This is a genomic window from Sphingomonas sp. (genome assembly GCF_019635455.1).
In the GTDB taxonomy this organism is placed as follows: Bacteria; Pseudomonadota; Alphaproteobacteria; order Sphingomonadales; family Sphingomonadaceae; genus Sphingomonas.
The window spans coordinates 118,531-141,292 of the sequence record NZ_JAHBZJ010000007.1 but is presented as its reverse complement, the minus strand read 5'-3'; the positions used below and the strand labels follow the sequence as shown (position 1 = coordinate 141,292).

General features: G+C 67.3%; 18 protein-coding genes. 4 read left to right on the top strand and 14 right to left on the bottom strand.

The features are described 5' to 3' along the window. Positions 1–12: 12 nt before the first annotated feature. From fabI to KF783_RS10500, 7 genes are all read right to left on the bottom strand, one after another. A complete protein-coding gene (fabI, locus tag KF783_RS10530) occupies positions 13–816 on the bottom strand; it encodes an enoyl-ACP reductase FabI (RefSeq protein ID WP_294079077.1) in 804 nt (267 codons plus the stop codon). 4 nt (positions 817–820) lie between these two features. After that, positions 821–1,786, bottom strand: coding sequence for a YihY/virulence factor BrkB family protein (locus KF783_RS10525; RefSeq protein WP_294079074.1), 966 nt, complete (start codon positions 1,784–1,786; stop codon positions 821–823). 6 nt (positions 1,787–1,792) lie between these two features. Beyond that, on the bottom strand, positions 1,793–2,752 hold the full coding sequence (locus tag KF783_RS10520) for a DnaJ C-terminal domain-containing protein (RefSeq protein WP_294079071.1): 960 nt from the start codon (positions 2,750–2,752) through the stop codon (positions 1,793–1,795). A gap of 71 nt (positions 2,753–2,823) precedes the next feature. Further along, positions 2,824–3,711: a transglutaminase family protein gene (locus KF783_RS10515; protein ID WP_294079069.1), complete on the bottom strand. Its 888-nt coding sequence runs from the start codon at positions 3,709–3,711 to the stop codon at positions 2,824–2,826. Continuing rightward, positions 3,711–6,197, bottom strand: coding sequence for a circularly permuted type 2 ATP-grasp protein (locus KF783_RS10510; protein ID WP_294079066.1), 2,487 nt, complete (start codon positions 6,195–6,197; stop codon positions 3,711–3,713). Before KF783_RS10510 ends, KF783_RS10515 begins: the two co-directional genes overlap by 1 nt. 67 nt (positions 6,198–6,264) lie before the next feature. Then, the gene (gene ligD, locus KF783_RS10505) at positions 6,265–8,715 is read right to left on the bottom strand and encodes a DNA ligase D (RefSeq protein ID WP_294079063.1); all 2,451 of its coding nucleotides are present in this window, start codon (positions 8,713–8,715) and stop codon (positions 6,265–6,267) included. 3 nt (positions 8,716–8,718) lie between these two features. After that, positions 8,719–9,588, bottom strand: coding sequence for a Ku protein (locus KF783_RS10500; RefSeq protein ID WP_294079060.1), 870 nt, complete (start codon positions 9,586–9,588; stop codon positions 8,719–8,721). A gap of 75 nt (positions 9,589–9,663) precedes the next feature. Here KF783_RS10500 and pdxH point away from each other — a divergent pair, with 75 nt between their 5' ends. Both pdxH and KF783_RS10490 read left to right on the top strand, forming a co-directional pair. Then, the gene (gene pdxH / locus KF783_RS10495) at positions 9,664–10,242 is read left to right on the top strand and encodes a pyridoxamine 5'-phosphate oxidase (protein ID WP_294079055.1); all 579 of its coding nucleotides are present in this window, start codon (positions 9,664–9,666) and stop codon (positions 10,240–10,242) included. Then, positions 10,239–11,183: a cation diffusion facilitator family transporter gene (locus KF783_RS10490; RefSeq protein ID WP_294079050.1), complete on the top strand. Its 945-nt coding sequence runs from the start codon at positions 10,239–10,241 to the stop codon at positions 11,181–11,183. The genes pdxH and KF783_RS10490 overlap by 4 nt, the downstream gene beginning before the upstream one ends. An 87-nt stretch (positions 11,184–11,270) precedes the next feature. Here KF783_RS10490 and KF783_RS10485 read toward each other — a convergent pair whose 3' ends face one another. Genes KF783_RS10485 through KF783_RS10475 form a run of 3 tightly spaced genes read right to left on the bottom strand, consistent with a single transcriptional unit; the run spans position 11,271 to position 16,664 of the window. Beyond that, positions 11,271–14,321, bottom strand: a complete 3,051-nt coding sequence (locus KF783_RS10485; RefSeq protein ID WP_294079047.1) for a TonB-dependent receptor — start codon at positions 14,319–14,321, stop codon at positions 11,271–11,273. 25 nt (positions 14,322–14,346) lie between these two features. Beyond that, a complete protein-coding gene (locus KF783_RS10480) occupies positions 14,347–15,294 on the bottom strand; it encodes an alpha/beta hydrolase (RefSeq protein ID WP_294079044.1) in 948 nt (315 codons plus the stop codon). Then, positions 15,291–16,664 carry a dicarboxylate/amino acid:cation symporter gene (locus KF783_RS10475; RefSeq protein WP_294079041.1) on the bottom strand — a complete coding sequence of 458 codons (1,374 nt, stop codon included), beginning with the start codon at positions 16,662–16,664 and terminating at the stop codon, positions 15,291–15,293. The genes KF783_RS10480 and KF783_RS10475 overlap by 4 nt, the downstream gene beginning before the upstream one ends. Before the next feature lie 188 nt (positions 16,665–16,852). Here KF783_RS10475 and KF783_RS10470 point away from each other — a divergent pair, with 188 nt between their 5' ends. Beyond that, complete coding sequence (locus tag KF783_RS10470) at positions 16,853–18,532, top strand: ATP-binding protein (protein ID WP_294079038.1); 1,680 nt, start codon at positions 16,853–16,855, stop codon at positions 18,530–18,532. Beyond that, positions 18,529–19,854: a sigma-54 dependent transcriptional regulator gene (locus tag KF783_RS10465; RefSeq protein WP_294079036.1), complete on the top strand. Its 1,326-nt coding sequence runs from the start codon at positions 18,529–18,531 to the stop codon at positions 19,852–19,854. The genes KF783_RS10470 and KF783_RS10465 overlap by 4 nt, the downstream gene beginning before the upstream one ends. Before the next feature lie 70 nt (positions 19,855–19,924). On the opposite strand, the gene KF783_RS10460 is transcribed toward KF783_RS10465, so the two are convergent. From KF783_RS10460 to KF783_RS10445, 4 genes are all read right to left on the bottom strand, one after another. Next, positions 19,925–20,341, bottom strand: coding sequence for a CVNH domain-containing protein (locus KF783_RS10460; protein WP_294079034.1), 417 nt, complete (start codon positions 20,339–20,341; stop codon positions 19,925–19,927). Between the two features lie 504 nt (positions 20,342–20,845). After that, positions 20,846–21,415, bottom strand: coding sequence for a hypothetical protein (locus KF783_RS10455; RefSeq protein ID WP_294079032.1), 570 nt, complete (start codon positions 21,413–21,415; stop codon positions 20,846–20,848). Between the two features lie 37 nt (positions 21,416–21,452). Beyond that, positions 21,453–21,815 (bottom strand): hypothetical protein, encoded by a 363-nt coding sequence (locus KF783_RS10450; protein WP_294079030.1) that lies wholly within the window; start codon positions 21,813–21,815, stop codon positions 21,453–21,455. Positions 21,816–21,861: 46 nt separating this feature from the next. Further along, entirely contained in the window at positions 21,862–22,662 is an 801-nt protein-coding gene (locus KF783_RS10445; protein ID WP_294079027.1) for a hypothetical protein, read from the bottom strand. Between the last annotated feature and the right edge of the window lie 100 nt (positions 22,663–22,762).

Here is a 22,762-nt window from a genome sequence, read left to right as displayed (position 1 = left end):
ATGCTGCCGACATCAGGCCAGTGCGATATCCGGCGCGTCCTCGGCCTTCATGCCGATGACGTGATAGCCGGCATCGACATGGTGGGTTTCGCCGGTGGTGCCGCTCGACAGGTCGGACAGGAAATAAAGGCCCGCGCCGCCGACATCCTCGATCGTCACATTGCGCTTGAGCGGGCTGTTCAGCTCGTTCCATTTGAGGATCAGGCGGAAGTCGCCGATCCCGCTTGCCGCCAGCGTCTTGATCGGGCCGGCGCTGATCGCGTTGACGCGGATATTCTGCCTGCCCAGATCGACCGCCAGATACTGGACGCTGGTTTCCAGCGCCGCCTTGGCCACGCCCATCACATTGTAATGCGGGATGACCTTTTCCGCGCCGTAGTAGCTGAGCGTCAGCAGCGATCCGCCGTCGGGCATCATCGCGCTCGCCCGCTTCGCCACCGCGACGAAGGAATAGACGCTGATGTTCATCGTCATCAGGAAGTTGTCGAGGCTGGTATCGACATAGCCGCCGCGCAGTTCGTTCTTGTCCGAAAAGCCGATCGCGTGAACCACGAAGTCGATCGTCGGCCAGCGCGCGGCGAGCGTCGCGAACGCCGTGTCGAGCGCGTCCATATCGGCGACATCGCAATCGATCAGGAAATCGCTGCCAAGCTGTTCGGCGAGCGGGCGAACCCGCTTTTCCAGCGCTTCGCCCTGATAGCTGAAGGCGAGTTCCGCCCCCTGTTCGTGCAATTTCTTGGCGATCCCCCAGGCCAGCGAACGATCGTTGGCGAGGCCCATGATCAGTCCGCGCTTGCCCTGCATCAATCCGGTCACGACGTCATTCCTCCGGCTTGCCGTGCGGCTCCTCTAGACCTTTCGGCGGTACTTCCGCCAGAGCCGCGTTCAATTCCGCCCCGATAACCACGCCGAACCCGACAAGGAAGAAGAAGATCAGCGCCACCATCACCCCGGCCAGGCTGCCATAGGTCAGGCCATAGCCGCCAAAGGCGCCGATCACGACGGGCAACAGCGCGGTGATCGCGAGCCACCAGATGGTGACGAACAGCGGCCCGGGCCATTTGACGCAGTCGGATCGGCGATATTTGGTCGGGGTGAGGGTATAGAACAGGATGTAGAGCGCGCCGAACAACGCGATCCCCGGCGCGATCCGGGTGATCGAGATGATCCGCGCCGTATCCGACGCAAAGGGGAGGACCCGCAGGATGAATTCCTCCGCCCCGATCAGCAGCACCTGAAAGCTGAACGCCATCATGGCGAGGATCACCGAACCGATGACCATGCCGATCGCGCCCAGCTTCAACCGCCAGAACGAAGTGCCGGACGGAACGCCATAGGCCTGGCGCAGGATCGCCCGCACGGTTTCGATGAACCCGGACGTGGTCCACAGTCCGACCAGCGCGCCCAGCCAGAGCAGCGATCCCGACCGCGCCTCCAGCACCTCGATGATCGGGCCGCGCAGCAATTCGGCGACATCGGGCGGCACGGTGCGCAGGAACGCCGCCACCGTCTGCAACCCGTCGCCGGTGCGGCCGAGCAGCCGGGCGACGGCGGTGGCGACGATGAAGAACGGAAAGAGCGTGACGAGGCTGAGATAGGCGAGGTTGCCGGCAAGCGTGAACCCGTCGGTATAGGCGCCGACCAGCACGCGCTTCGACACCTCGATCATCCGGTCGGTTACGCCCAGATCGGACAGGCGCTTGCTGAAGCCGCGCTGCCGCGCCTCAGGGGATTCGGGCGAGATCGTTGCGTCGGCGCGTTGCTGGGCGGGCGTGTCGTCGGCCATCCAGCCTCAGACGCCCAGCCGGGCGCGCGGGTTCCCCTCGTCCGACCAGCCCGCCACGAATTCGGCAAGGCGGGGATCGTCCGCCGGAATCTCGATCATCAGCGTCACCAGCTGGTCGCCGCGACCCGCTTTGCCGTGAAAGCCCCGCCCCTTGAGACGCAGCGTCTTGCCCGAACTCGATCCGGCCGGCACCTTGAGGTTCACCGGCCCCTCGGGCGTCGGCACGCGTACCCCCGCACCCTCGACCGCTTCCTTCAGCGTGACCGGCAGGTCGAGCCGCACATCGTCGCCGTCGCGGGTGAAGAACCGGTGCGGCTCGATCTCGATCGTCACGATCGCGTCGCCGGTGCCGCCCGGCCCGGGATCGCCCTTGCCGGCAAGACGCATCTGGGTGCCGGTCTCGACACCCTTCGGCAGCTTCAGGTCGATCGTCCCGCCATCGCGCAACTGGATCCGCTGGGGCTTGAGCGCGGCGGCATCCTCGAACGGAACGCGCAGGCGATAGGCGACATTGGCGCCCTTTGCCGGCGGCGGTCGCCGGCCAAAGCCGCTGGAAAAGCCGCCACCGCCCTGCTGCCCGCCGAACCCGCCACCGGCGCGACCGCCGAACAGGCCCTCCAGAATATCCTCGAACCCCGCGTCGCCGCCGCCGCCGAAATCGAACTGCGCGCCGCCCGGACGAAAACCACCGCCCGGATGGCCGCCGCCGCCGCCGCCAAAGCCCGCGCCAAAGGGCGATGTCGGGTTGCCCTCGGCATCGATCTCGCCCCGGTCGAAGCGCGCGCGCTTGTCCTTGTCCATCAACAGGTCATAGGCCTGGGTCACCGTGCTGAATCGCTCGGCGGCCTTTGGATTGTCCTTGTTGCGGTCGGGATGCAGTTCCTTGGCGAGCTTGCGATACGCCTTTTTCACCTCGTCCTCGCTGGCCCCGCGCGAGACTCCCAAGGTTGCGTAAGGATCGGCCACAGTCTTCCCCGGTCGTTGAAATATCGGCGTGTTAGCCCGCTAGATCGGCGCGGATGCCGCCGGATGCAAGGTCAGTCGGCATCTCCGATAGGTTCGACATCGACCGACACCTGCATGTCCTGCGCGCCCGATCCCAGTACGATGCCGTCGATCGGCGCGATATCCGTATAGTCGCGGCCGACCGCCACGATGATATGATCGCTCGCCATCCAGATGCCGTTGGTCGGATCGAACCCGACCCAGCCCCGTTCGGGACCGCACCATAGCAGCACCCAGGCATGGGTGGCGTCGGCACCGACCAGACGCGGCTGGCCGGGCGGTGGCAGCGTGCGCAGATATCCCGAGGCATAGGCCGCCGGCAGCCCCGCCGCACGCAGGCCGGAAATCATGATCTGGGCGAAATCCTGGCACACCCCGCCGCGCTTCACGAACGCCTCATGCGGAGGCGTATCGACCAGCGTCGCGGTGGGATCGAAGGCGAATTCCGTCTGGATCCGCCGCGCCAGCGCGATCCCCGCCTCCAGCGCGCCGCGTTCGGGATCAAGATCGCGCGCGCACCAGGCGGCGATGTCCGCGTCGAGCGGGATCAGCGGCGAGGGGAAGAGATAGGCCGCCGGGCTGGCAGGACCGGCATCGCGGCTGTCGCGCGCCATCTGCGCCACCTGCTCCAGCGAGGGATCGGTGGACGACGGCACCGGCACCGCGCGATCGACCGCGATCCGGCACCGGCTCTCGATCGTCAGGCTCTTCGCCGCCTGCGCGACCACCAGTCGCAGGACATTGGCCAACCCCGCCTCCGCCCGGGCGGGCGCGACCCGCCCCCCCGGCTCGATGCTGAGATCATAGTCGTGCAGTTCCTGCCCCGACCAGTGGATCGGCTTCAGCCGCAGGTTGCAGCGCGCGAAGCCGACCGGTTCGGCATAGGCGAACCGCGTCACGTGGCGGATGTCGTACAGCATCAGGCGAGCACGAGTCCCGCGGCGCGCAACGGTTCCGACCCTTGCAGGAAATAGCGGCGCGCGACCGCGTCGGACAGGGTGGCCAGGCGATGTTCAAGCGCGTCCAGCGTCGCCATGTCGAGCGTCGCCGCCTGCGCCGTCGCCAGCGTCGCGACAAGTATCGCGGCCTCCGCCTGTTGCGGCTCGGCCAGGCCGTCGTCCGACAGGACCGGCAACCGCGCGAGATGATCGGTGATCGCCGCGACCTGAAAGGCGATGCCGCGCGGATTGCCGGGATCGAGCGCGACCAGATCGACCACCGGCACGCGCGCCAGACCGGTCAGATACCGCTGGCGATAGCTGATCTGGCTGTCGGCAAGGTCGAGCAGCGTCGAGAGATCGTCGCTTGTCGCGCGCGGCTGCGCGAAGTTGCGGATCGCGCGAATCGCCCAGATCGCGCGTTCGATCCGACGCCCCAGATCCTGGAACCGCCAGGCATCGGTCCGCCCCATATGCTCGGCACTCAGCCCGGCAAGCGCCGAATAGCGCCGCTGAAGCGACCCCGCGCGATCGAGCGCGCCGCCACGCGTGGGGAAGGGCGCGTCGAGCAGGCGAATCATGTCGGCGGAGAGCCGGTCGCGGCTGACCGCGCCGATGCCGCGCGCCTGGCGATTGATCGCGCGGACGCCCCACCAGCCATCGGGCGAATCCATCGCCGCATGGGCGAATCGGCTGAGTTCCGCGCGGCGCAGGTTCGCGGGCGCCGGGGCGGCGCCCGCCATCACCGCGGTATCGACCAGCCGCTGCACCGTCTCCGCCGAGAGCGCCGCGCCGCTGTCGGCGCTGATCGAATGGCCGAGCAGCGCGCGAATGATGCTGAGCAGTGCCTCGCCCCGCTCGAGATAGCGGCCGAGCCAGAACAGATTGTCGGCGACGCGACTGGGCAGCGTGCCGGGATTGCGGCGCAGCTGGGTGGTGTCGTCACTGGGCAGCAGGGTCACGGGCGGCACCGGGTCCGCGCCATGGATGACGACATCGGCGGACCAGTCGCCCTCCCCCATCACCGCCGCGCGGGCGTCTGCATGCTCGCCGATCTGGGCGAAGCCGCCTGGCAGCACGTGCCAGCCGCCATCCGCGCCGCGTGCCGCAAAGACACGCAGCGTGAACGGCCGCGCCGCCAGCGCGCCGTCGGCGACCACCGGCATCGTCGACAGCCGGACCACCTCCTGCCCCACATAATCCTGGGGCCGTCGGGCGAGATCGGCGACCAGCGCCGCGCGCTGATCCGTCGTCATGTTCGCGCCAAGGATCCCTGCGCCATCGGCCAGCACGTTCGTCGCCACGCCGAACGCCGGCGCGATCAGCATGTTGTCGAGATCGGCCGCCACCTCCGCGCACTCGCGCGCCTGCCCGCACCACCAGGTGGCGATATTGGCCAGCTTCAGATTCTCGCCCGTCAGTCGGGTACACAGGCGCGGCAGGAAGGCGGCGAAGGCACGCGCCTCCAGCATCCCGGCGCCCGGCGCGTTGGCGACCACCACCTCGTCAGCGGCCATCGCATCGACCAGGCCCGGCACGCCGATCGCCGAATGCGAATCGAACGCCAGCGGATCGATCAGGCGCGGGTCGATCCGCCGCCACAGGGCGTCGATCCGCTTGAGCCCCGCGATCGTGCGCAGATAGACGCGATCGTCCAGCACCGCCAGATCGCCGCCCTCAACCAGCAGGAAGCCCAGATACCGCGCGAGATGCGCCTGCTCGGCATAGCTGGGGTTGAGCTTCCCCGGCGTCAGCAGCCCGATCCGCGGGTCGGCCCGGCGGCACCGCGCGGCGATCCCTTCGCGAAAGGCGGCGAAGAACGGCGCGTGCCGATCGATGTTGAGCCGCGACTGCAACCCGCCGAGCATCTGGGACATTGCGAGCCGGTTTTCCAGCGCATAGCCGGCACCGACCGGCGCGCGCAGCTGATCGGCAAGGACGCGCCATTCCCCGGAAGGACCGCGACACAGATCGACCGCGACGAAATTGAGATGATAGCCCCCGGGCGGGGTCAGCCCCATCATCGGCCGCAGGAAGAACGGGCTGCCGGTGACCAGCGTCGCCGGAAGATAGCCGCCCGCCACCAGCTTTTGCGCCCCATAGCAATCGGCCAGCACCGCTTCGAGCAGGTCGGCGCGCTGGGCGACGCCGGCGGCGATTCCCAGCCATTCCTGTTTCGCGATCGGCAGCGGGACGGGCGACAGCGGCCAGGGGCGTTCCTCCCCCTCGCCGGCGATGCGAAATCCGGTGCCGATATCCTCGGCATGGCGCTGGGCGCTTTCACGCGCACGCGTCAGATCGTCGCCGGCGCGCCCCGCCAGTTCCTCGAACAAGGCGTTCCAGGCGGGATCGTCCAGGCCGGCCGCGTGGAGCACATCGGTCGCCGGCGTCGCGGCACGATAGGCGGCGGTCCACCGCCCCGCGATCGTCGCCGCATCGAACAAGGATGTCGCCGCAGCGCTCGCCATATCCGCCCCCTTCGCCGCGCGTTGTGGCGGCATTGCTGCCGCAGCGCAACACAGATCACGCTGTCCGTCAGAGGTCGGGAAGCACCTGTCGGGCCAGCCCCCACCCCTTCAGCGCGCGGCCGTTCGCCCGCGCGATCAGCGTGTCGATATCGCGCACGCCGAACCGCTGCGGCGTATCGATGTCGCGCAACTCGCTCCAGCCGACCGGAGCGGCGACGGGCGCTCCCGGCCGGGCGCGGGCGACATAGGGCAGGACGGCGGTGCTGCCGCGCTGGTTGCGGAGCCAGTCGATGAAGATACGCCCCTTGCGCTCCGCCTTCTTCATATTGGCGGTGAAGCGGTCGGGCTCGGCCTGGACGAGCGCGCGTGCGAACCGCTCCGCAAAGGATTTCGCCGCCGGCCATTCGGCACGGGGGGTCAGCGGCACCACGACATGCACGCCCTTGCCCCCCGAAAGCATCGGCCAGCTGACAAGGCCAAGGTCCGCCAGATGCCGTTTCAGGTCCGCGGCGGCGCGCTTCACCGCATCGAAGCCGAGCCCCTCATCGGGATCGAGATCGAACACCAGCCGGTCGGGTTTCTCGACATCCGCGACCCGGCTTCCCCAACCGTGAAATTCGATCGTCCCCATCTGCACGCAGGCGAGCATGCCATCGACATCGTCAACATAGAGATAGGGTTCGACCGATCCGTCCTTCTCCCGGATATCGACATGCCGCACATGATCGCCGAAACTTCCCGCATCATGCTTCTGGAAGAAGCATTGCCGGGTGCGCCCCTGCGGGCATCGCACCAGGCTGATCGGCCGATGCGCGAGCCAGGGGAGCGCGACCGGCGCGATCGCGGCGTAATAATCGGCCAGGTCGCCCTTGGTCACGCCCGCATCGGGAAAGATCACCCGGTCGCGGCTGCTGATCCTCACATCGCTGGGTTCGAACTCCGGCACCGCCTTTGCCTCCTCGATCGTCACGTCACCGGCATCCTTGTCCTCGCGCAGGCCAAGGAAACTCGCATGGCGCACGATATGTTCGCGCGTGAATTCGGCAAAGGCGACTTCGGCGATCAGATTGGGCGTTACCCAATGCGCGCCGCGCGCGGCGGCGCGCGGGACCTGGGCGGGCGGCGTCTTGCGCGACAGCCGGTCGAGGCGGGCGCGAATATCCTGGGTCGCGTCGAGCGTGAAGCCGGTCCCCACCTTGCCCGCGTAGCGCAGCGATTCGCCGTCGTGCAGGCCGAGCAGCAGCGAGGCGAAGCCGCGCCCCCGCGCGCCGCTCTCGCTCCAGCCCAGGATGACGAATTCCTGCCGCCGGGTGCATTTGATCTTCAGCCAGGATTTGGTGCGCGCGCCGCGATAGGGCGCGTCGGCACGTTTCGAGACGATGCCTTCATGCCCCTCCCGGCACATCGCCTCGAACAGTTTCTCGCCCGCGCCCAGCACATGTTCGGAAAACAGCAGCGGGGAATCGACCCGGTCGATCAGCGCGCGCAGCCGCTCCTTACGCTCGATCTGCGGGCGCCGTCCGACATCCTCGCCATCCAGTTCGAGCAGGTCGAAGGCGAAAAAGGCGAGCGCGCCGCCGCCATTGGACAGAATGTCCTGAAGCGTCGCGAAATCGGGCTTGCCGTCCTTAAACGCGACCACCTCGCCATCGATCAGCGCCGTCGCCGCCGGAATCGCCCGCGCCGCGTCCGCGATCGCGCGGAACCGGTCGGTCCAGTCGAGGCCGCTGCGGGTATAGAGGCGCGGCCCGCCCGGGCCGATCGCGAGCAACGCGCGATAGCCGTCATATTTCATTTCGTGGAGCCAGCCATTGCCCGACGGCACGGTATCGACAAGGGTCGCAAGCTGCGGCGCGCGAAACCGGGGCAGCTTGTCCTTCGCGGATCGCCCGGCGGAGCGGCGCCCCCCGGGATGTGCGCCCGGCGCGGGATCGCGCGGCGGGGCGCCATCGGCGATTTCCTGCATCGTACGGCCCGTCGTCACGCTCGTCAGGCCGGTCTCGACCAGCGCGTCGGTGGCCCCCGCCTCCGCATCGTCGATCTTGCGGAGCAGCCAGTTCTCGCGCGTTTCATTCCCGCGCGGCTTCAGGCGGATCAACAGCCATTCCCCCTTCATCCGCATGCCGTCGAGGCGGAAATGGAGATGGCCCTTGTCGAGATCCTCCGCCCGTTTGCCCGGCACCGGCGCCCATTCGCCCAGATCCCACAGCATGACGGTGCCGCCGCCATATTGGCCCGCCGGGATCGTCCCTTCGAACTCGGCATAGCGCATCGGGTGATCCTCGGTCCGCACCGCGAGCCGCTTTTCGTCAGGGTCGATACTGGGTCCGCGCGTCACCGCCCAGCTTTTGAGCACACCGTCCACTTCCAGCCGGAAGTCCCAGTGGAGCCGGGTCGCATCATGTTTCTGGACGACGAAGCGGCGACCCGTTCCCGGCGCGATCTCACCGCGCGGTTCGGCGGTCTTCGCGAAATCGCGCATCCGGTTGTACCGGGCGAGCGGATCGGCCTTCGCCACCGGTCACGCCCGCTTGCGCGCGGCCGGCTTTCGCGCTGGCGCCTTTTTCGCCGGTGTCCGCCTGGTCGCGGTGGCCCCGGCGCCCGGCTTTTCCAGGCTCTTCTTCAGCGCGGCCATCAGGTCCACCACATTGCCGCCGCGCGGATCGCCGTCGTCCTTGTCCTCGATGATCTTGCGCTTGCCCTTCTGCTTGCGCTTGCGATCGATCAGGTCCTTCAGCGCATCGACATAGCGGTCGTGAAATTCCTTCGGGTCGAACGCCGCCGCCTTCTTCTCGATCAGCGATTCGGCAAGGTCGAGCAGTTCGGCATCCGGCTCGATATCGGGGATGTCACGAAAATAGCCCTGCGCCCGGTTCACCTCATCGGCGTAGCGCAGGGTCTCGAGCACCAGGCCGCGCCCGCACGGTTTCAGGCTGACGACATATTCGCGCCCGCGCATCGCCAGCTGGCCCAGCCCGACCTTCTTCGTCCGCCGCAGCGCTTCGCGCAGGACGACGAACGCCTCCTCTGCCAGATCGTCGGCGGGAACGACGAAATAGGGCTTTTCGAAATACAGCACGTCGATCTCATGCGCATCGACGAACTGGGTCAGCTCCAGCGTCTTCTTGCTCTCCAGCTTGACCGCGTCGATCTCGTCCTGGTCGAGCAGGACATATTCGCCCTTGTCGATCTCATAGCCCTTCATGATCTCGTCGGTATCGACCGGGCCGATGCCCGGCACCACCTTTTCATAGCGGATGCGCTTGCCCGACGGCTCGTGAATCTGGTGAAACGAAATCTGGGCGCCGGATTTGACCGCCGTGTAGATCTCCACCGGAATCGAGACGAGCGCGAGGCGGATCTGTCCCTGCCAATAGGCGCGCGCTGCCATAATCCAAAGCTCCGTGGTCGTTGCGTGGCCGATTCAAAGCTTGGGATGCGGACTCGTTCCGCCTATCTGACGCAAATGGCCGATGACCCCTTTGCACTGTTCGATTCCTGGTACGCCGAGGCGCGGGCGAACGAGATCAATGATTCGAACGCGATGGCGCTGGCGACGGTGGACGCCGATGGCCAGCCCTCGGTCCGCATGGTGCTGTTGAAGGGCCATGGCCCCGACGGGTTCGTCTTCTACACCAACCGCGAGAGCCGCAAGGCGGCGGACCTGGCAGCGGTGCCGCGCGCGGCGTTGCTGTTCCACTGGAAATCGCTGCGCCGGCAGATCCGGATCGAGGGCGCGGTCACCCGTGTGTCCGACATGGAATCGGACGCCTATTTCGCCACGCGCAACCGCGATTCACAGCTGGGCGCCTGGGCCAGCGACCAGTCGCGCCCGCTGGCGAATCGCGGCACGTTCGAGGCGCGGTACGAAGCGATGCGCGCGCGGTTCGACGGCGGCGAGGTGCCACGCCCGCCGCATTGGGGCGGCTATCGCGTCACGCCGGCGAGGATCGAGTTCTGGCAGGATCGCGCGCACCGGCTGCACGAACGTCGCCTGTTCGTGCGGGCCGGCGATGGCTGGGACGAGGGGCTGCTCTTTCCGTGAGCGCGACGCCGACCCGCGCCGCGATCGCCAGCGTGTCCGTCGCGCTCCTGCTGGGTGCGCTCAAGGCCTATGCCGCATGGTCGACCGGATCGATCGCGATGCTGGCGAGCCTGGCCGACAGCCTGCTCGATCTGGTCGCCTCGCTGGTCACGCTGGCGGGCGTGCGGATCGCCGCCCAGCCGGCCGATCATGCGCACCGGTTCGGCCATGGCAAGGCGGAGGCGCTGGCGGCGCTGTTCCAGATCGCGCTCATCTCGATCTCCGCGACCTTCATCGCGGTGCGCGCGGGCGAGCGGCTGATCGCCGGCGAGGTTTCCGCCGATGCGGAGGCGGGCGTGATCGTCTCGCTCATCGCGATCGTCGCGACGCTGGCGCTGACCGCCTATCAGCAGCGGGCGATCGCGGCGAGCGGATCGCTGGCGATCCGTACCGACCGGCTCCATTACCAGTCCGACCTGTTCCTCAATGCCGGGGTGATCGCCGCGCTGGTCGCCGAGCAATATCTGCGCCTGCGCGGCGCCGACCCGCTGTTCGGCATCGCGATCGCGCTGTGGCTGCTCTACGGCGCATGGCATGCCGCGAGCGAGGCGCTGCACCAGCTGATGGACCGCGAATGGCCGGAGGAAAAGCGCCGCGCCTTTGTCGAAACCGCCGCGCGCCAGCCCGGCCTCGAAAACCTGCACGACCTGCGCACCCGCACCAGCGGTACGCAGGATTTCGCGCAGTTCCACATCTCGATGCCCGGCCAAATGACGGTGGCCGCCGCGCATCACATCGTCGAGGCGCTGGAGCGGCGGCTGGCCGATGCGTTTCCCGGCACCGACGTGCTGATCCATGTCGATCCGGTCGGCCATGTCGATGAGCCGGGCGACGCGCTGCGCGAGGCCGATGAGATCGCCGCGCTGACGGAAGATCCGCCGGGCGGCGCTGCACCCGGCTGACATCAGCACCACCCGGCGACCGACGGTCATCGCCCCGGTCGCCCGGCCTGGCGGAAACGTCGATGGACGCTCCCGCCAGGTGCGCGGTCAGAACGACTTGCGCAGTTCGAAGTGGAACACCCGGCCGCGCGGGCTGTGGATGTCGGAATAGAAGCCGTAATCCTCGTCCGCCAGCGGCGGATCCTCCCCGAAGATGTTGTTGATCGCAAAGCGCAGCCGCGTGCCGTTGAGCGGCGTGCGGTTGCGGATCGTGTAGGAGATCGACACGTTCATCGTGAAGATGTCATCGACCGGGAAATAATTGGCCCGGGGATCGTCCGACACGATCAGCACGTCGCGGATGACGCTCGTGTCATAGAATTTCCCGACATACTGGCCGAACAGATCGACCTGGACCGGCCCCTTCTCCCAGTTGATCGAGCCGCTGGCGCGCCATTTCGGACGCCCGTCGAGCTGAAGCAGCTCGCCCAGCCCGCCGACCGAGACGTCGAGCGGCAAGGTGCCGGCGGCAACCGCGTCGATCAGTTCCTGCCCGTCGGGACCCGCCGACTGTTTGAAGCCGAGCAGCCGCGCCACGTTGACGCTCAGCCGGAACTTGCCCGCGCCGAAATCCGGCACGCGGTAGAACAGGCCGAAATCGAGCCCCTTCGACACGCGGCTGTCGAGATTGAGATACGGATCGAGAACGTAATCGATCTTGCCCGCCGGCGCCAATCCGGTGCCGGTGAACAGGTTGATATCGTCCTGCGTGGGCGCCAGGCGGACGACATTGGGGTTGGTGCTGCCGTTCAGGCGGCGCAGCAGATCGAGCGCGATGGCATTGTCGTCGCCGAACGTACCGACCAGCCCGGTCTGCTTCACTCGCCAGAAATCGGCGGTCAGCGTCAGGCCCCGGATGAATTTCGGCTCCAGCACGATGCCCAGATTGATGCTGGTGCTGTCCTCCGGCACCAGATTCTCGGTCCCCGAGCGATAGCTGATCACGCCGGCCCCCGGACACGCGCCCAGGTTCGAGAGCAGCCCCTTTCGGACCTGTGCCTGGCACACCACGAAGTCGTCACGCGTGTTTGACCGCGTCGTCCCCTCGTCATTCACCTGCACCAGGTTCGGCGCGCGGAACCCGCGCGACCAGGCGCCGCGGAACGTCAGGCCCGGAACCAGTGTCCACGCTGCCGCGACGCGCGGGACGACGGCGGTTTCCTTGATGTCGGTGAAATGCTCGGCACGACCGGCCAGCTGGAGGTTCAGCGCGCTGACCAGCGGCACGTTCATGTCGGCGCTCACCAGCGGCACGAACAGTTCGGCAAAGGCCGAATAGACGTCGCGCCGTCCATCTGTGTCCGGCGACGGGCTGGTGCCGGCGACGTCGCTGCCGTTGAAATCGCCGGTCACGCTGTCGGTGAAGGTGATCGTGCCGTCGAGCCGGGGATCGCGATCATCGTAAAACGTCTCGCGCCGCCACTCGATGCCCGTCGCGACGCCCAGATTGCCGCCGGGCAGCGTCAGGAAATCGTCGCGGCTGATCTTGAAATCGGCCAGCGCCAGGCTGGTGCCGCCCTTGCGATAGACGCTGATCCGGAACGGATCGATCGAGGATTGCGGATTGGGCGTGCAGTCGCCGATGCCCGGATCGGTCAGACAGCCGCCGTTGAACGGATTATAGGCATCCGCCGTGGTGAGGTTGATCTGCCGCTGCATCAGCGTGAGCGAGACGCGGTTGCGCGTCAGGTCGGTCGAATCGGCCTGCGAGTACAGAAAACCGGTATCGAAGTCCCATTCGCCCAGCTTGCCGCGCAGGCCCGCGACCAGCCGGTAGGTGTCCTTGTCCACCGACACGTCGCGATTGCCGACATCGACGAACCGATAGCGTTCCATGATGACATCGACACCGCTGGCGGCGATCGTCGTTCCGGGCAACCGGTTGGGGCTTCCCACCGGGCCGAACGGGTTCCAGTAGGCGGTGCGCGAAATACCGACCGGCACCGCGCTGAGGATCGCCGAGGCGTCGAGCTTGCGATTGCTTTCGGAGCGGTAGTAGCTGCCCTCGAAATAGGCCTCGACCTTGTCGGACACTTCATAGCTCAGCAGCGCCTGGGCATTGTAGCGGGTCTTCGCGCTGATCAGGCTGTTGCCATAGATCGTGTTGTAGCGGACCGTGCTGACCGGGGTGGTGCCGTCGCGCGCGCAGATGCCATTGCCGAACTGAAGCCGGCACCCGGGAAAGGTGCTCGGCTGAAGATAGAAATCATCGTCGCCGATCGGGGTACGGCTGGCGGGCGAGGATCCCTGAATGTCGAACTGGCCGAACGGGCCGAACGTATTGCGGTTGTTGAACGAGGCGTCGCCTTCGAACGCGGTTCCCACGACCAGCGGCAGACGATTGTCGTCAGAGGAATAGACGCGGTCCGAAACCGGCATCCCGTTTTCGTGGAAATATCCGCCATAGACGGTCAGGTTGCCGCGACCGCCGCCGAAATCGAAGCCATAGCCGCCGCTCGCCTGGGCGCTGTACATGCTGGTGCCGCCATAGAGGCGATAGTCACCCTCCACGAACCCGCCCCGCCGCTTGCCGCGCAGGACGGTGTTGACCACGCCCGCGACCGCATCGGCGCCATAGAGCGCGGACGCGCCGTCGCGCAGCACCTCGATCCGGCGCACCGAACCGGGCGCGATCTCGTTGGTGTCCGACGAGACCACCGGCACCAGCAATTCGGTCTGGAATCCCGGATGGAGCGTCATGCGGCGCCCGTTGATCAGCAACAGCGTGTTGCCGGTGCCAAGATCGCGCAGGTTGATCGACGCGGCATCGCCGCGCACATTGTTCACCGTGCTCGAATTCTGTTCGTTGAACGCGACCGTTCCGGCCTGCGGGATCGAGCGGAACAGCTCGTCGCCCGACGCCGCGCCGGTCGCCTCAATCGCCTTTTCATCCAGCACCGTGACCGGCAGGACGTCGTTGATCTTCGCGCCCTGAATCTGCGATCCGACCACGACGATTTCGGTGTCGGGCGCGCTCGCGGACTCGTCGCTCTGGGCCGCCGGTTCGGCCGCCGCCGGCGCGCTTTGCGCAAGCGCGGGAACCGTCATCAGGCTGGTGCCGCACAGCAGCGCCACCCTGGCTATCATGTTGAAACGCATCTTTTCCTCCCCCTGTTATCCTGTCTTATCGTGTCCGCTCGCGAAGCTGGTCGCGCAGCCATGTGTCGAAAATGCCCGGCCATTGGCTGAGCGGCTGGTCGGCGGTGCCAAGGCCCCAGCCATGTCCCCCGCCCGCGAAAATGTGCAGCTCCGGACGCGCGCCGGCACGGACCAGAGCTTCATAAAGCGCGATATTGTGGCCCGGCGGCGTGGTCGGATCGTCGGTGGCCGAAAACTGGATGACCGGCGGCGCGTCCTTGGCGGCATAGCTATCCAGCGACCAGGCGGCCTGGGCGTCGGCACTGGGCTTTTCACCGATAATCTCGCGGCGGGTGCGGGTCGTGGTGAAGGGCGGGCGCAACGAGACGACGGGGAACAGCAGCGCCGCGAAATCGGGCCGGGCCGCCGTCGCTTCGAACCGGTCCTTTCCCGCATAGAGCGGCCGGTCGGGCTGAAGCGCGGTAAAGCCCGCCAGATGCCCCCCCGCCGACATGCCCATGATCCCGATGCGATCGGGGCGCACGCCGAATTCCGCCGCGCGGCTGCGCACGATCTTCATCGCGCGCTGCGCATCGGCGAACGGCGCGCTTGCCTCCCAGCCATCGGCGGGCAGGCGATAGATCAGTTCGAACGCAGTATAGCCGCGGCTTTGAAGCCATCCGGCGACCGGCGTGCTTTCCTTGGCGAGCTGAATGCGGAAATAGCCGCCGCCGCCACAGATGATGACGGCGATGCCGTTCGGCTTTTCGGGACGATAGACGCGCAGGCGCGGCACGCTGACGTTCGAAACCGCGCCCTTGCCGGCGCCATCGGTGCCGATCTTTTCCGGCCCGCGCACCGTACCGCGACCGGGCGGGGTGCCGGGCCATAGCGCGATGTCCTCGCTCTGCTGACCCAGGGCCGGGCGGACCGGCACCGCGGTCATGCCGCCAGCGGCCAGCGCCGCCGTGACGAGGCTGCGTCGATCGATCATTGCGCGCCCTCCTCTGGCGGACGGGCCGGCGCCATCGGCGGGTGGCGCTCGTGCCGTTCGCTGTCGAGTTCCGGCGGGGGGAGCGGATGGCCCGCCATCGCGGCGGCGAGCCGTTCGGTGTCCAGCGCCTTTTCCCACTTCGCCACCACGATCGTCGCCACCGCGTTGCCGATGAAGTTGGTGAGCGCGCGGCACTCGCTCATGAACCGGTCGACGCCCAGGATCAGGGCCATCCCGGCGACCGGAACCGACGGGACCACCGACAGCGTCGCGGCAAGGATCACGAAGCCCGCACCGGTAACCCCGGCCGCGCCCTTTGAACTGATCATCGCCACGAGCACCAGCGACACCTGCTCGCCGAACGACAGCTCGATCCCCAGCGCCTGGGCGATGAACAGCGCGGCAAGCGTCATGTAGATGTTGGTGCCGTCGAGGTTGAACGAATAGCCGGTCGGGACCACCAGGCCCACCACGCTGCGTTTGCAGCCGGCGGCTTCGAGCTTTTCGAGAAGGCTGGGAAGCGCGGCTTCGGACGACGACGTTCCGAGCACCAGCAGCAGTTCCTCGCGCAGATAGCGGATGAGTGCGAAGATCGAAAATCCGGCCGCGCGCGCGATCGCGCCCAGCACCACGACGACGAACAGCAGCGAGGTGAGGTAAAAGGTCGCCACCAGCCCCGCGAGCTGGGCAAGCGTGCCGATCCCGAAACTGCCGATGGTGAAGGCGATCGCCCCGAACGCCCCGATCGGCGCGAGGCGCATCAGCATGTGGACCAGCTTGAACACGACGTCGCCGGCCGAGACCAGCGTGTCGAACATCAGGTCGCTGCGCGGGCGGGTCAGCGCGATCGCGACGCCGGTCAGGATCGCGACGAGCAGCGCCTGAAGGATGCTGCCGCTGGTCAGCGCCGAGATCAGCGTTTCCGGGATCGTCGCGAGCAGGAAGCCGGCGATCGTCTGATCGTGCGCGGTCTGCGCGTATTTCGCGACCGCGTCCGCGTCGAGCGAAGCGGGATCGATGCCCAGCCCGCTGCCCGGATGCACGATATTGGCGACGGCCAGGCCGACGATCAGCGCGAAGGTCGAAACGGTGATGAAATAGACCAGCGCCTTGGTCGCGACCCCGCCCACCCGCGTCATGTCGCGCATGCCGGCGATCCCGGTCGCCACGGTGATGAAGATCACGGGCGCGATAATCATCTTTACCAGCGCGATGAACCCGTCGCCAAGCGGCTTGAGCGCCACGCCAAGGCCCGGAAAGAAATGGCCGAGCAGCGCGCCCACCGCGATCGCGACCACGACCTGGAGATAGAGATGGCGATACCAGGGGGTGCGTGAGGGGACGGTGCGATCCGCCAGCGATTCGTGCATATCTCTCCCAACCCCCGTCTTTTCGTGATTACCGCCCAGCATAACGCCGCCCGCACGCGGGTCGAAGCAACGCGGTTCGATTTTCTTATGCTTTATAATCAGTATGTTAGATTGCTTTACTGGCGAAACCGTGCGTAAATTCGCACGATTTCGTTGCACTTTGTGCGGATTTTCGCACAATATTTCCCATGCCGTTTCCCCGCATCCCCGGCGGCCGCACCTCCATCTGGCTGATCCTCTCGCTGGCGCTTGGCATTGCGGTCTTCGCCGGTCTCGGCGTGATCGATCGCGGTGCGCGCGCGCGCGCCTATGGCGACGCGCGGGCGGACGCGCTGGACGATGCCGCGATCCTTGCCGCCGGGCTTCAGGCGGAACTGGACAAGTTCAGCCTGGTGCCGCTCATCCTTGCCGACGATACCGAGGTCCGCGACGCGCTGGCCGCAGGACGGGCGCGGGTTCCCGCGCTCGACCGGCGGTTCGAGGCGCTCGCCCGCCAGACCAGCGCCGCGGCGATCTATGTGATGGATGCCAGGGGCGTCACGCTGGCCGCGAGCAACTGGCGCCTGCCGACCAGCTTCGTCGGATCGGACTACAGCTTTCGCCGCTATTTCCGCGACGCGCTGGCAAAGGGCGCGGCGGGCCAGTTCGCGCTGGGTACGGTCAGCCGCATGCCGGGCCTGTACATCGCCCAGCGCGTCGAAGCGGGCGGGAAGATCGTCGGCGTCGTCGCGGTGAAGGTCGAATTCGACACGCTGGAAACCAACTGGCGCCGCGCCGGGGCCGAAGTGTTCGTGACCGACGCCGACGGCGTCGTGTTGATCACCAGCCGTGACGAATGGCGGTTCCACCTGACGCGACGCGATCCGGAGGTGCGGCGCGACCGCGCGCTCGACCTGCGCCAGTTCGGCCTGGCCGAGTTGCCCCCCCTCCGGCTCCCGAAGCCACTGACCGCAGGGACGGTCGCGACCGCATTGCTGGATGCCGATCAGCCGATCCGGTTCGGCGGCTGGCATCTTCACCTGCTGGTCGATCCGGCGAGCAAGGCCGATGCGGCGATCTCCCGCGCGCGGCTCTATGCCCTGCTCGCGCTGGTCACCACGATCGCTGCCGCCGCGCTGGCGATCGTGCTGAAGCGGCGGCGCGAGGCCCACGCACAGCGGCTGATCGAGCACCGCACACAGGATCTGCGCGAACAGCTGGGCCAGGCCAACCGGCTTGCGATCCTGGGCCAGGTGACCGCCGGCATCGGGCATGAGATCAATCAGCCCGTCGCCGCGGTTCAGGTCTACGCCGAAAATGGCGCGCGGCTGCTGGACCGGGGGGACAATGGCGAGGCCCGCGCCAATTTCACCCGCATCGTCGACCTGGCGGAGCGGATCGGCCGCATCACCACCGAATTGCGCGGCTTCGCCCGTCGCGGCAGCGCCGAACCCGAAGTCTTTCCGATCGGTCGCGCGATCGATGGCGCGTTGATGCTGCTCCACGATCGTATCGAACGCAGCGGCGTGACCCTGACGTTGCCGGGCCGCGAACGCTGCGACCTGCCGGTCCGTGCCGAACCGGTGCGCCTCGAACAGGTGCTGGTCAATCTGTTGCAGAACGCGCTGGACGCCATCGGCGCGAACGGGACGATATCGCTGTCGATCGACGCCGACGCGCATGACTATCTGTTGCGGGTCGCCGACAACGGGCCGGGGCTTGCCGGCAAGGAAGACGCGCTGTTCCACCCCTTTGCCACCAGCAAGCCCGATGGCCTGGGCCTTGGCCTGGTGATCTCCCGCGACATCATGCGCGCGCTGGGCGGCGAACTGACCGCCGAACCGACGCCACGCGGCGCGTGTTTCGTCATGCGGATCCCCCGGGCATGACGCGCGCACCGGCCCCGGCGGTCCTGTTCATCGAAGACGACGCGGCGCTGCGCGAGGCGATGGTGCAATCGCTGGCGCTCGAGAATGTGAAGGTCGATGCGCATGCGCGCGCGGCGCCCGCGCTCGAATCGCTTTCGCCGGACTTTCCCGGCGTGGTCGTCACCGACATCCGCCTGCCCGGCATGGACGGCCTCGAACTTTTCGCCGCCATCCGCGATCTGGACCCGGACCTGCCGGTAATCCTGACGACCGGGCATGGCGACATCGCCATGGCGGTCGCCGCGATGAAGCAGGGCGCCGCTGACTTTCTGACCAAACCCTATTCGTCCGCCGCGCTGGTCGATGCCATCCGCCGCGCGGCGGACCGGCGCGCGCTGGTGATCGAAAACCGCAAGCTGCACGCCCGGCTGCGCGATCGCGAGGCGCCGGGACTGATCGGTTCGTCCGACCGTATCCGGCGACTGGAGGGTCTGGTGGGAGAGGTGGCGCGTACCGGGCTGGACATCGTGCTGACCGGACCGGCCGGGGTCGGAAAGACCTTTCTGGCCAATCGCATCCACCAGCTCAGCCCGCGCCATGGCCGCCCGCTCGTCGCGATCGATGCGGGGATCTGGACACACCCGGATGTCGAGCTGATCGTGTTCGGGCGCGCGCCATCCGATCGCGCATCGCGCTCCGGCCTGATCGAGCGCGCGCAGGGCGGAACGCTGGTGCTCGACAATATCGAAAGCGTGCCGGAGCCGCTACGCGGCCGACTCGGCAGCCTGCTCGAAACCCGGACGTTTCGCGCGCTCGGCGCCGATCGCCCCCGCACCGCCGATATCCGGGTCATCGCGGCGACGTCGGGCGAGACGGACGTGGCGACATCGGGCCTGCTGCGGCACCTTGGCGGCATCTCCATCGCGCTGCCGTCACTCGACGAGCGCCGCGAAGACATTCCGGAGATTTTTCGCCATTTCGTCGCCGAGCTGGAAGCCGAGCTGGAGATACCCGCCCGCCCGATGGGTGCGCAGGACTTGAGCCGTTTGCTGGCGTCCGACTGGCCGGGAAACCTGCGCCAGCTACGCGATTTCGCGCGCCATTATGTGCATGGCCTGACCGACTATACCGACGGTCCGGCGGCGCGGACGGGCGACGATTCGCTGACGGCGGTGGTCGCGGCGTTCGAACGCTCGATCCTGCTTGACGCGCTGACCCGATATGAAGGCCGCGTGTCGCGGATCGAGCGCGCGCTCAAGGTCAAGCGCAAGACGCTCTATGACAAGCTCGCCCGGCATGGCCTGACCCCGGGCGACTTTCGCGGCCCCGCGCCGTCCCGCTGACCGGCAGCATGGTTTGGCGATCGGAGCCGGAGTGGGGCGGGCGACCGCTGCCGATCGCCCGCCGCCGGCTTCACTTGGCGTATTTCAGGACGCCGTTGAAGTTTCCGATATCCTCGAGCACGAGCGACGTCGCCGGCTTCAGAACACCACGGCTGTCCTTGCAGCGCGCCGTCAGCTTGGCGCTGGCGTCCAGTGCGACGGCATAGCAGGTCTGGGCGAACGATCCGTCGGCATCCTGCGGATTCAGGGTCAGGACCCCGTTGCTGTTGGTCACATATTTGATGGCGAGCGAGGCAGGAATCTTCTGGCCGTTCGCCTTGGCGCAGGACGCGGTGATCGTAGCTTTTCCGCCCGCGACGGTGACCTTGATGTCGGAGCAGGTCTGCTGAAAGCTCGACGGCCCGGCAATCGCGGGCTGGGGAAGCAGGATGGCGGCCGGGGTGGTCGCGATTGCGACCCCAAGCGCGGTAACGAGCAAGCGGTTCATTGCGTTCTCCTTCGCTGAAGCCGATGGAATGGCGGCCGACCCCTCGGCCCGCTGGCGGGACGGCGCGCTGTACCTGCGCCGTCGCCTGGACGTTGGAGTTGCGGGTTCCCCCTGTGCCGACCATCGGCCCGGTCGAAGTGCAGGGTCAGGCACGCTGCGGCAACTGGTAGACCTGACCATTGACAAGACGGCGTGCGGATGTGCGAAACGCGCAGCCTGGCGGCTCTGCGCATGACTCGATCGCGCGCGGCGAATTGCACAGGCAGGCGGCGTGGCGCCGCGGCAGCGCGATCGGGCGGCTCGATATGGGGTGGACGGGCCATAGGCGGCACGGTCGAGCGGCAAGATCCGCGAACGCCTGACCTTGATCCGCCTCGCGCGGCGTTTGCCCAGAAAACGAAATCGCGACCGTCGCCGGCCGCGGAAAACTTGCCCCTCGCCGCGATGCGTCGCGGGAACGGTTCGGCGGACGGGTTGCAGGGACCCGTCCGCCCGGCGATCAGATCAAAGCCCCGCGCATTTGCGCAGCTTTTCCATCACGCCACCGGTGCCTTTCAGGCTGAAGCTTTCATCCTGCTTCGCACCGTTTCCGGAATAGCTGACCTTGAGGGTCTGGCCGTTCTCGATGAGATCACGGATCCCGCCGAAATCGTCGTTCGACGAGGTCACCACGATCCAGTCATGGCCCTGTTCCTGCGTGGTTTCATAGTCCGTCGCTTCGCCGCCGACCGTCAGCTTGCCGCTGCCATCGACCTTCGCGGCCCAGGCGGGCGCGAGATAGATTTTGAGGTCGCTGTCGGTCTGCTGGATCTTGATGGCGCGCTCGCCGCTTTCCATCATCGCGGAACATTCATGGGTATCGATGTCCCATTTCCCGCTGCCCGACCCGGTGGACGGTTTCGCCGGCTTGGTCTCGGCTTCGGCAGTCTCCGGCGCGGCCGCCGATTCAGTGTCGGCAGGCTTGGCCGAACTGGCCGCCGCCGGCTTCTCGGCGTCGGATCCGCTGCTGCTGCCGCCCCCGCAACCGGCCAGCGAGAATGACAGGGCGAGGGCGACCGATGTGATCTTGCGCATGATGATAATTCCCTTGTTTGATTGCAGGCGGACCGGTTCAGCGCTTGATCGCGCAGACCTTCCCCTTGCGGCCGATCCAGCAACCGCCGCTGCGGCGGAAATCCTCGCCCAGTAGCGTGTCCGCATGGGAGGCCTTCTCCACGCCGTTCCAGCTCACATTGGCGAAGCCGCCGTCAAGAATGGAGACATAGGCGAAGTAGGACGGCTTCTTGGCGTTGAGGTTGATCTGGAACGACCCGTCGCTTTCCAGATCGATCCGGCAAGTCTTCTTGATGTTCAGATAGACCTTGCCCCCGACGGTGATCGAGCAGTCGCCATAGACCGTTCTGGCCGCGGCGGGCTGAGCGGCGAATGCCGTGGCCAGACCTGCGGCCAGGAATGCGGTGAAACGCTTGTTCATTGCAGGCTCCCATTTTTGAACGGAGGTCGGATACGGAACGGATCGGTCATCGCGGCTCCGGCCCGGCGATCGGATCGGGCAGCGCACGCCAGCTGCCATCGGCACGTTTTTCGACGATCGTGAAGGATCCCGGATCGACGTCCCACAGATCGGTTCCCATGCGGAAGAACCAGGCATAGCCCTGGCTTGTGCGCCAGAAATCGATCGACCCGCCGGCGGGATTATATCCAAAGGGTCCGCATTCGGGCGCGGCGTCGTCGCGTTCCAGATCGCCCCTGGCGCGCGCGATGTCGATGATCACCGCGTCGGCGGGCAATCCTTCCGGCTGATAGGGCGGCCGCACGTCGCAGCGTTTGGCCGCGGCCGGATCCTGCATGCTGTCGCGGGTTTCCCACAGGGCGCGCGCGCGCCCGTCCGGATCGCCGGCGAACACCTGCGCCAGCACCAGTGGCGCGCCGTCGGCATCGGTCGCCGCCCCGCCATCGGCGCGGCTGGCATAGACCAGTTGGGACTGGTGATTGCCCACCTGAAATTCGACATTGGTCTCGCCGCGCGCGCAGTGCAGGGTCCGGTACAACAGCGTTTCGGTGGCGAAGGGGGTTTCGCGAACGACCCATTCGCATCCCTCCATCGGCGTCCCCTTTGACCCGGGGGGCAGCATCGCCGCCGCCGCGCGCTGACACAGGCCGGTTACCGACAGCGTGCGCTCACCCGCCGCGCACGTCGCGGCGGATGGAGCCTTCGCCATCGCACGATTGGTGGCCCCACCCTCGCCATCAGAGGCCGAACATGCCGACGCCGCGACCAGCGCCAGCGTCAGAGCAAGGGGGCGGTGAACGATACGCATCGGGACAGTGCTTTCGTCAAAAAGGCGGCAACGACCGGCGCGATTATTCGGACGATCGCGCGCGCGTGGCGGGGCAGAGACCCGGGCCGCAGAGATGCGG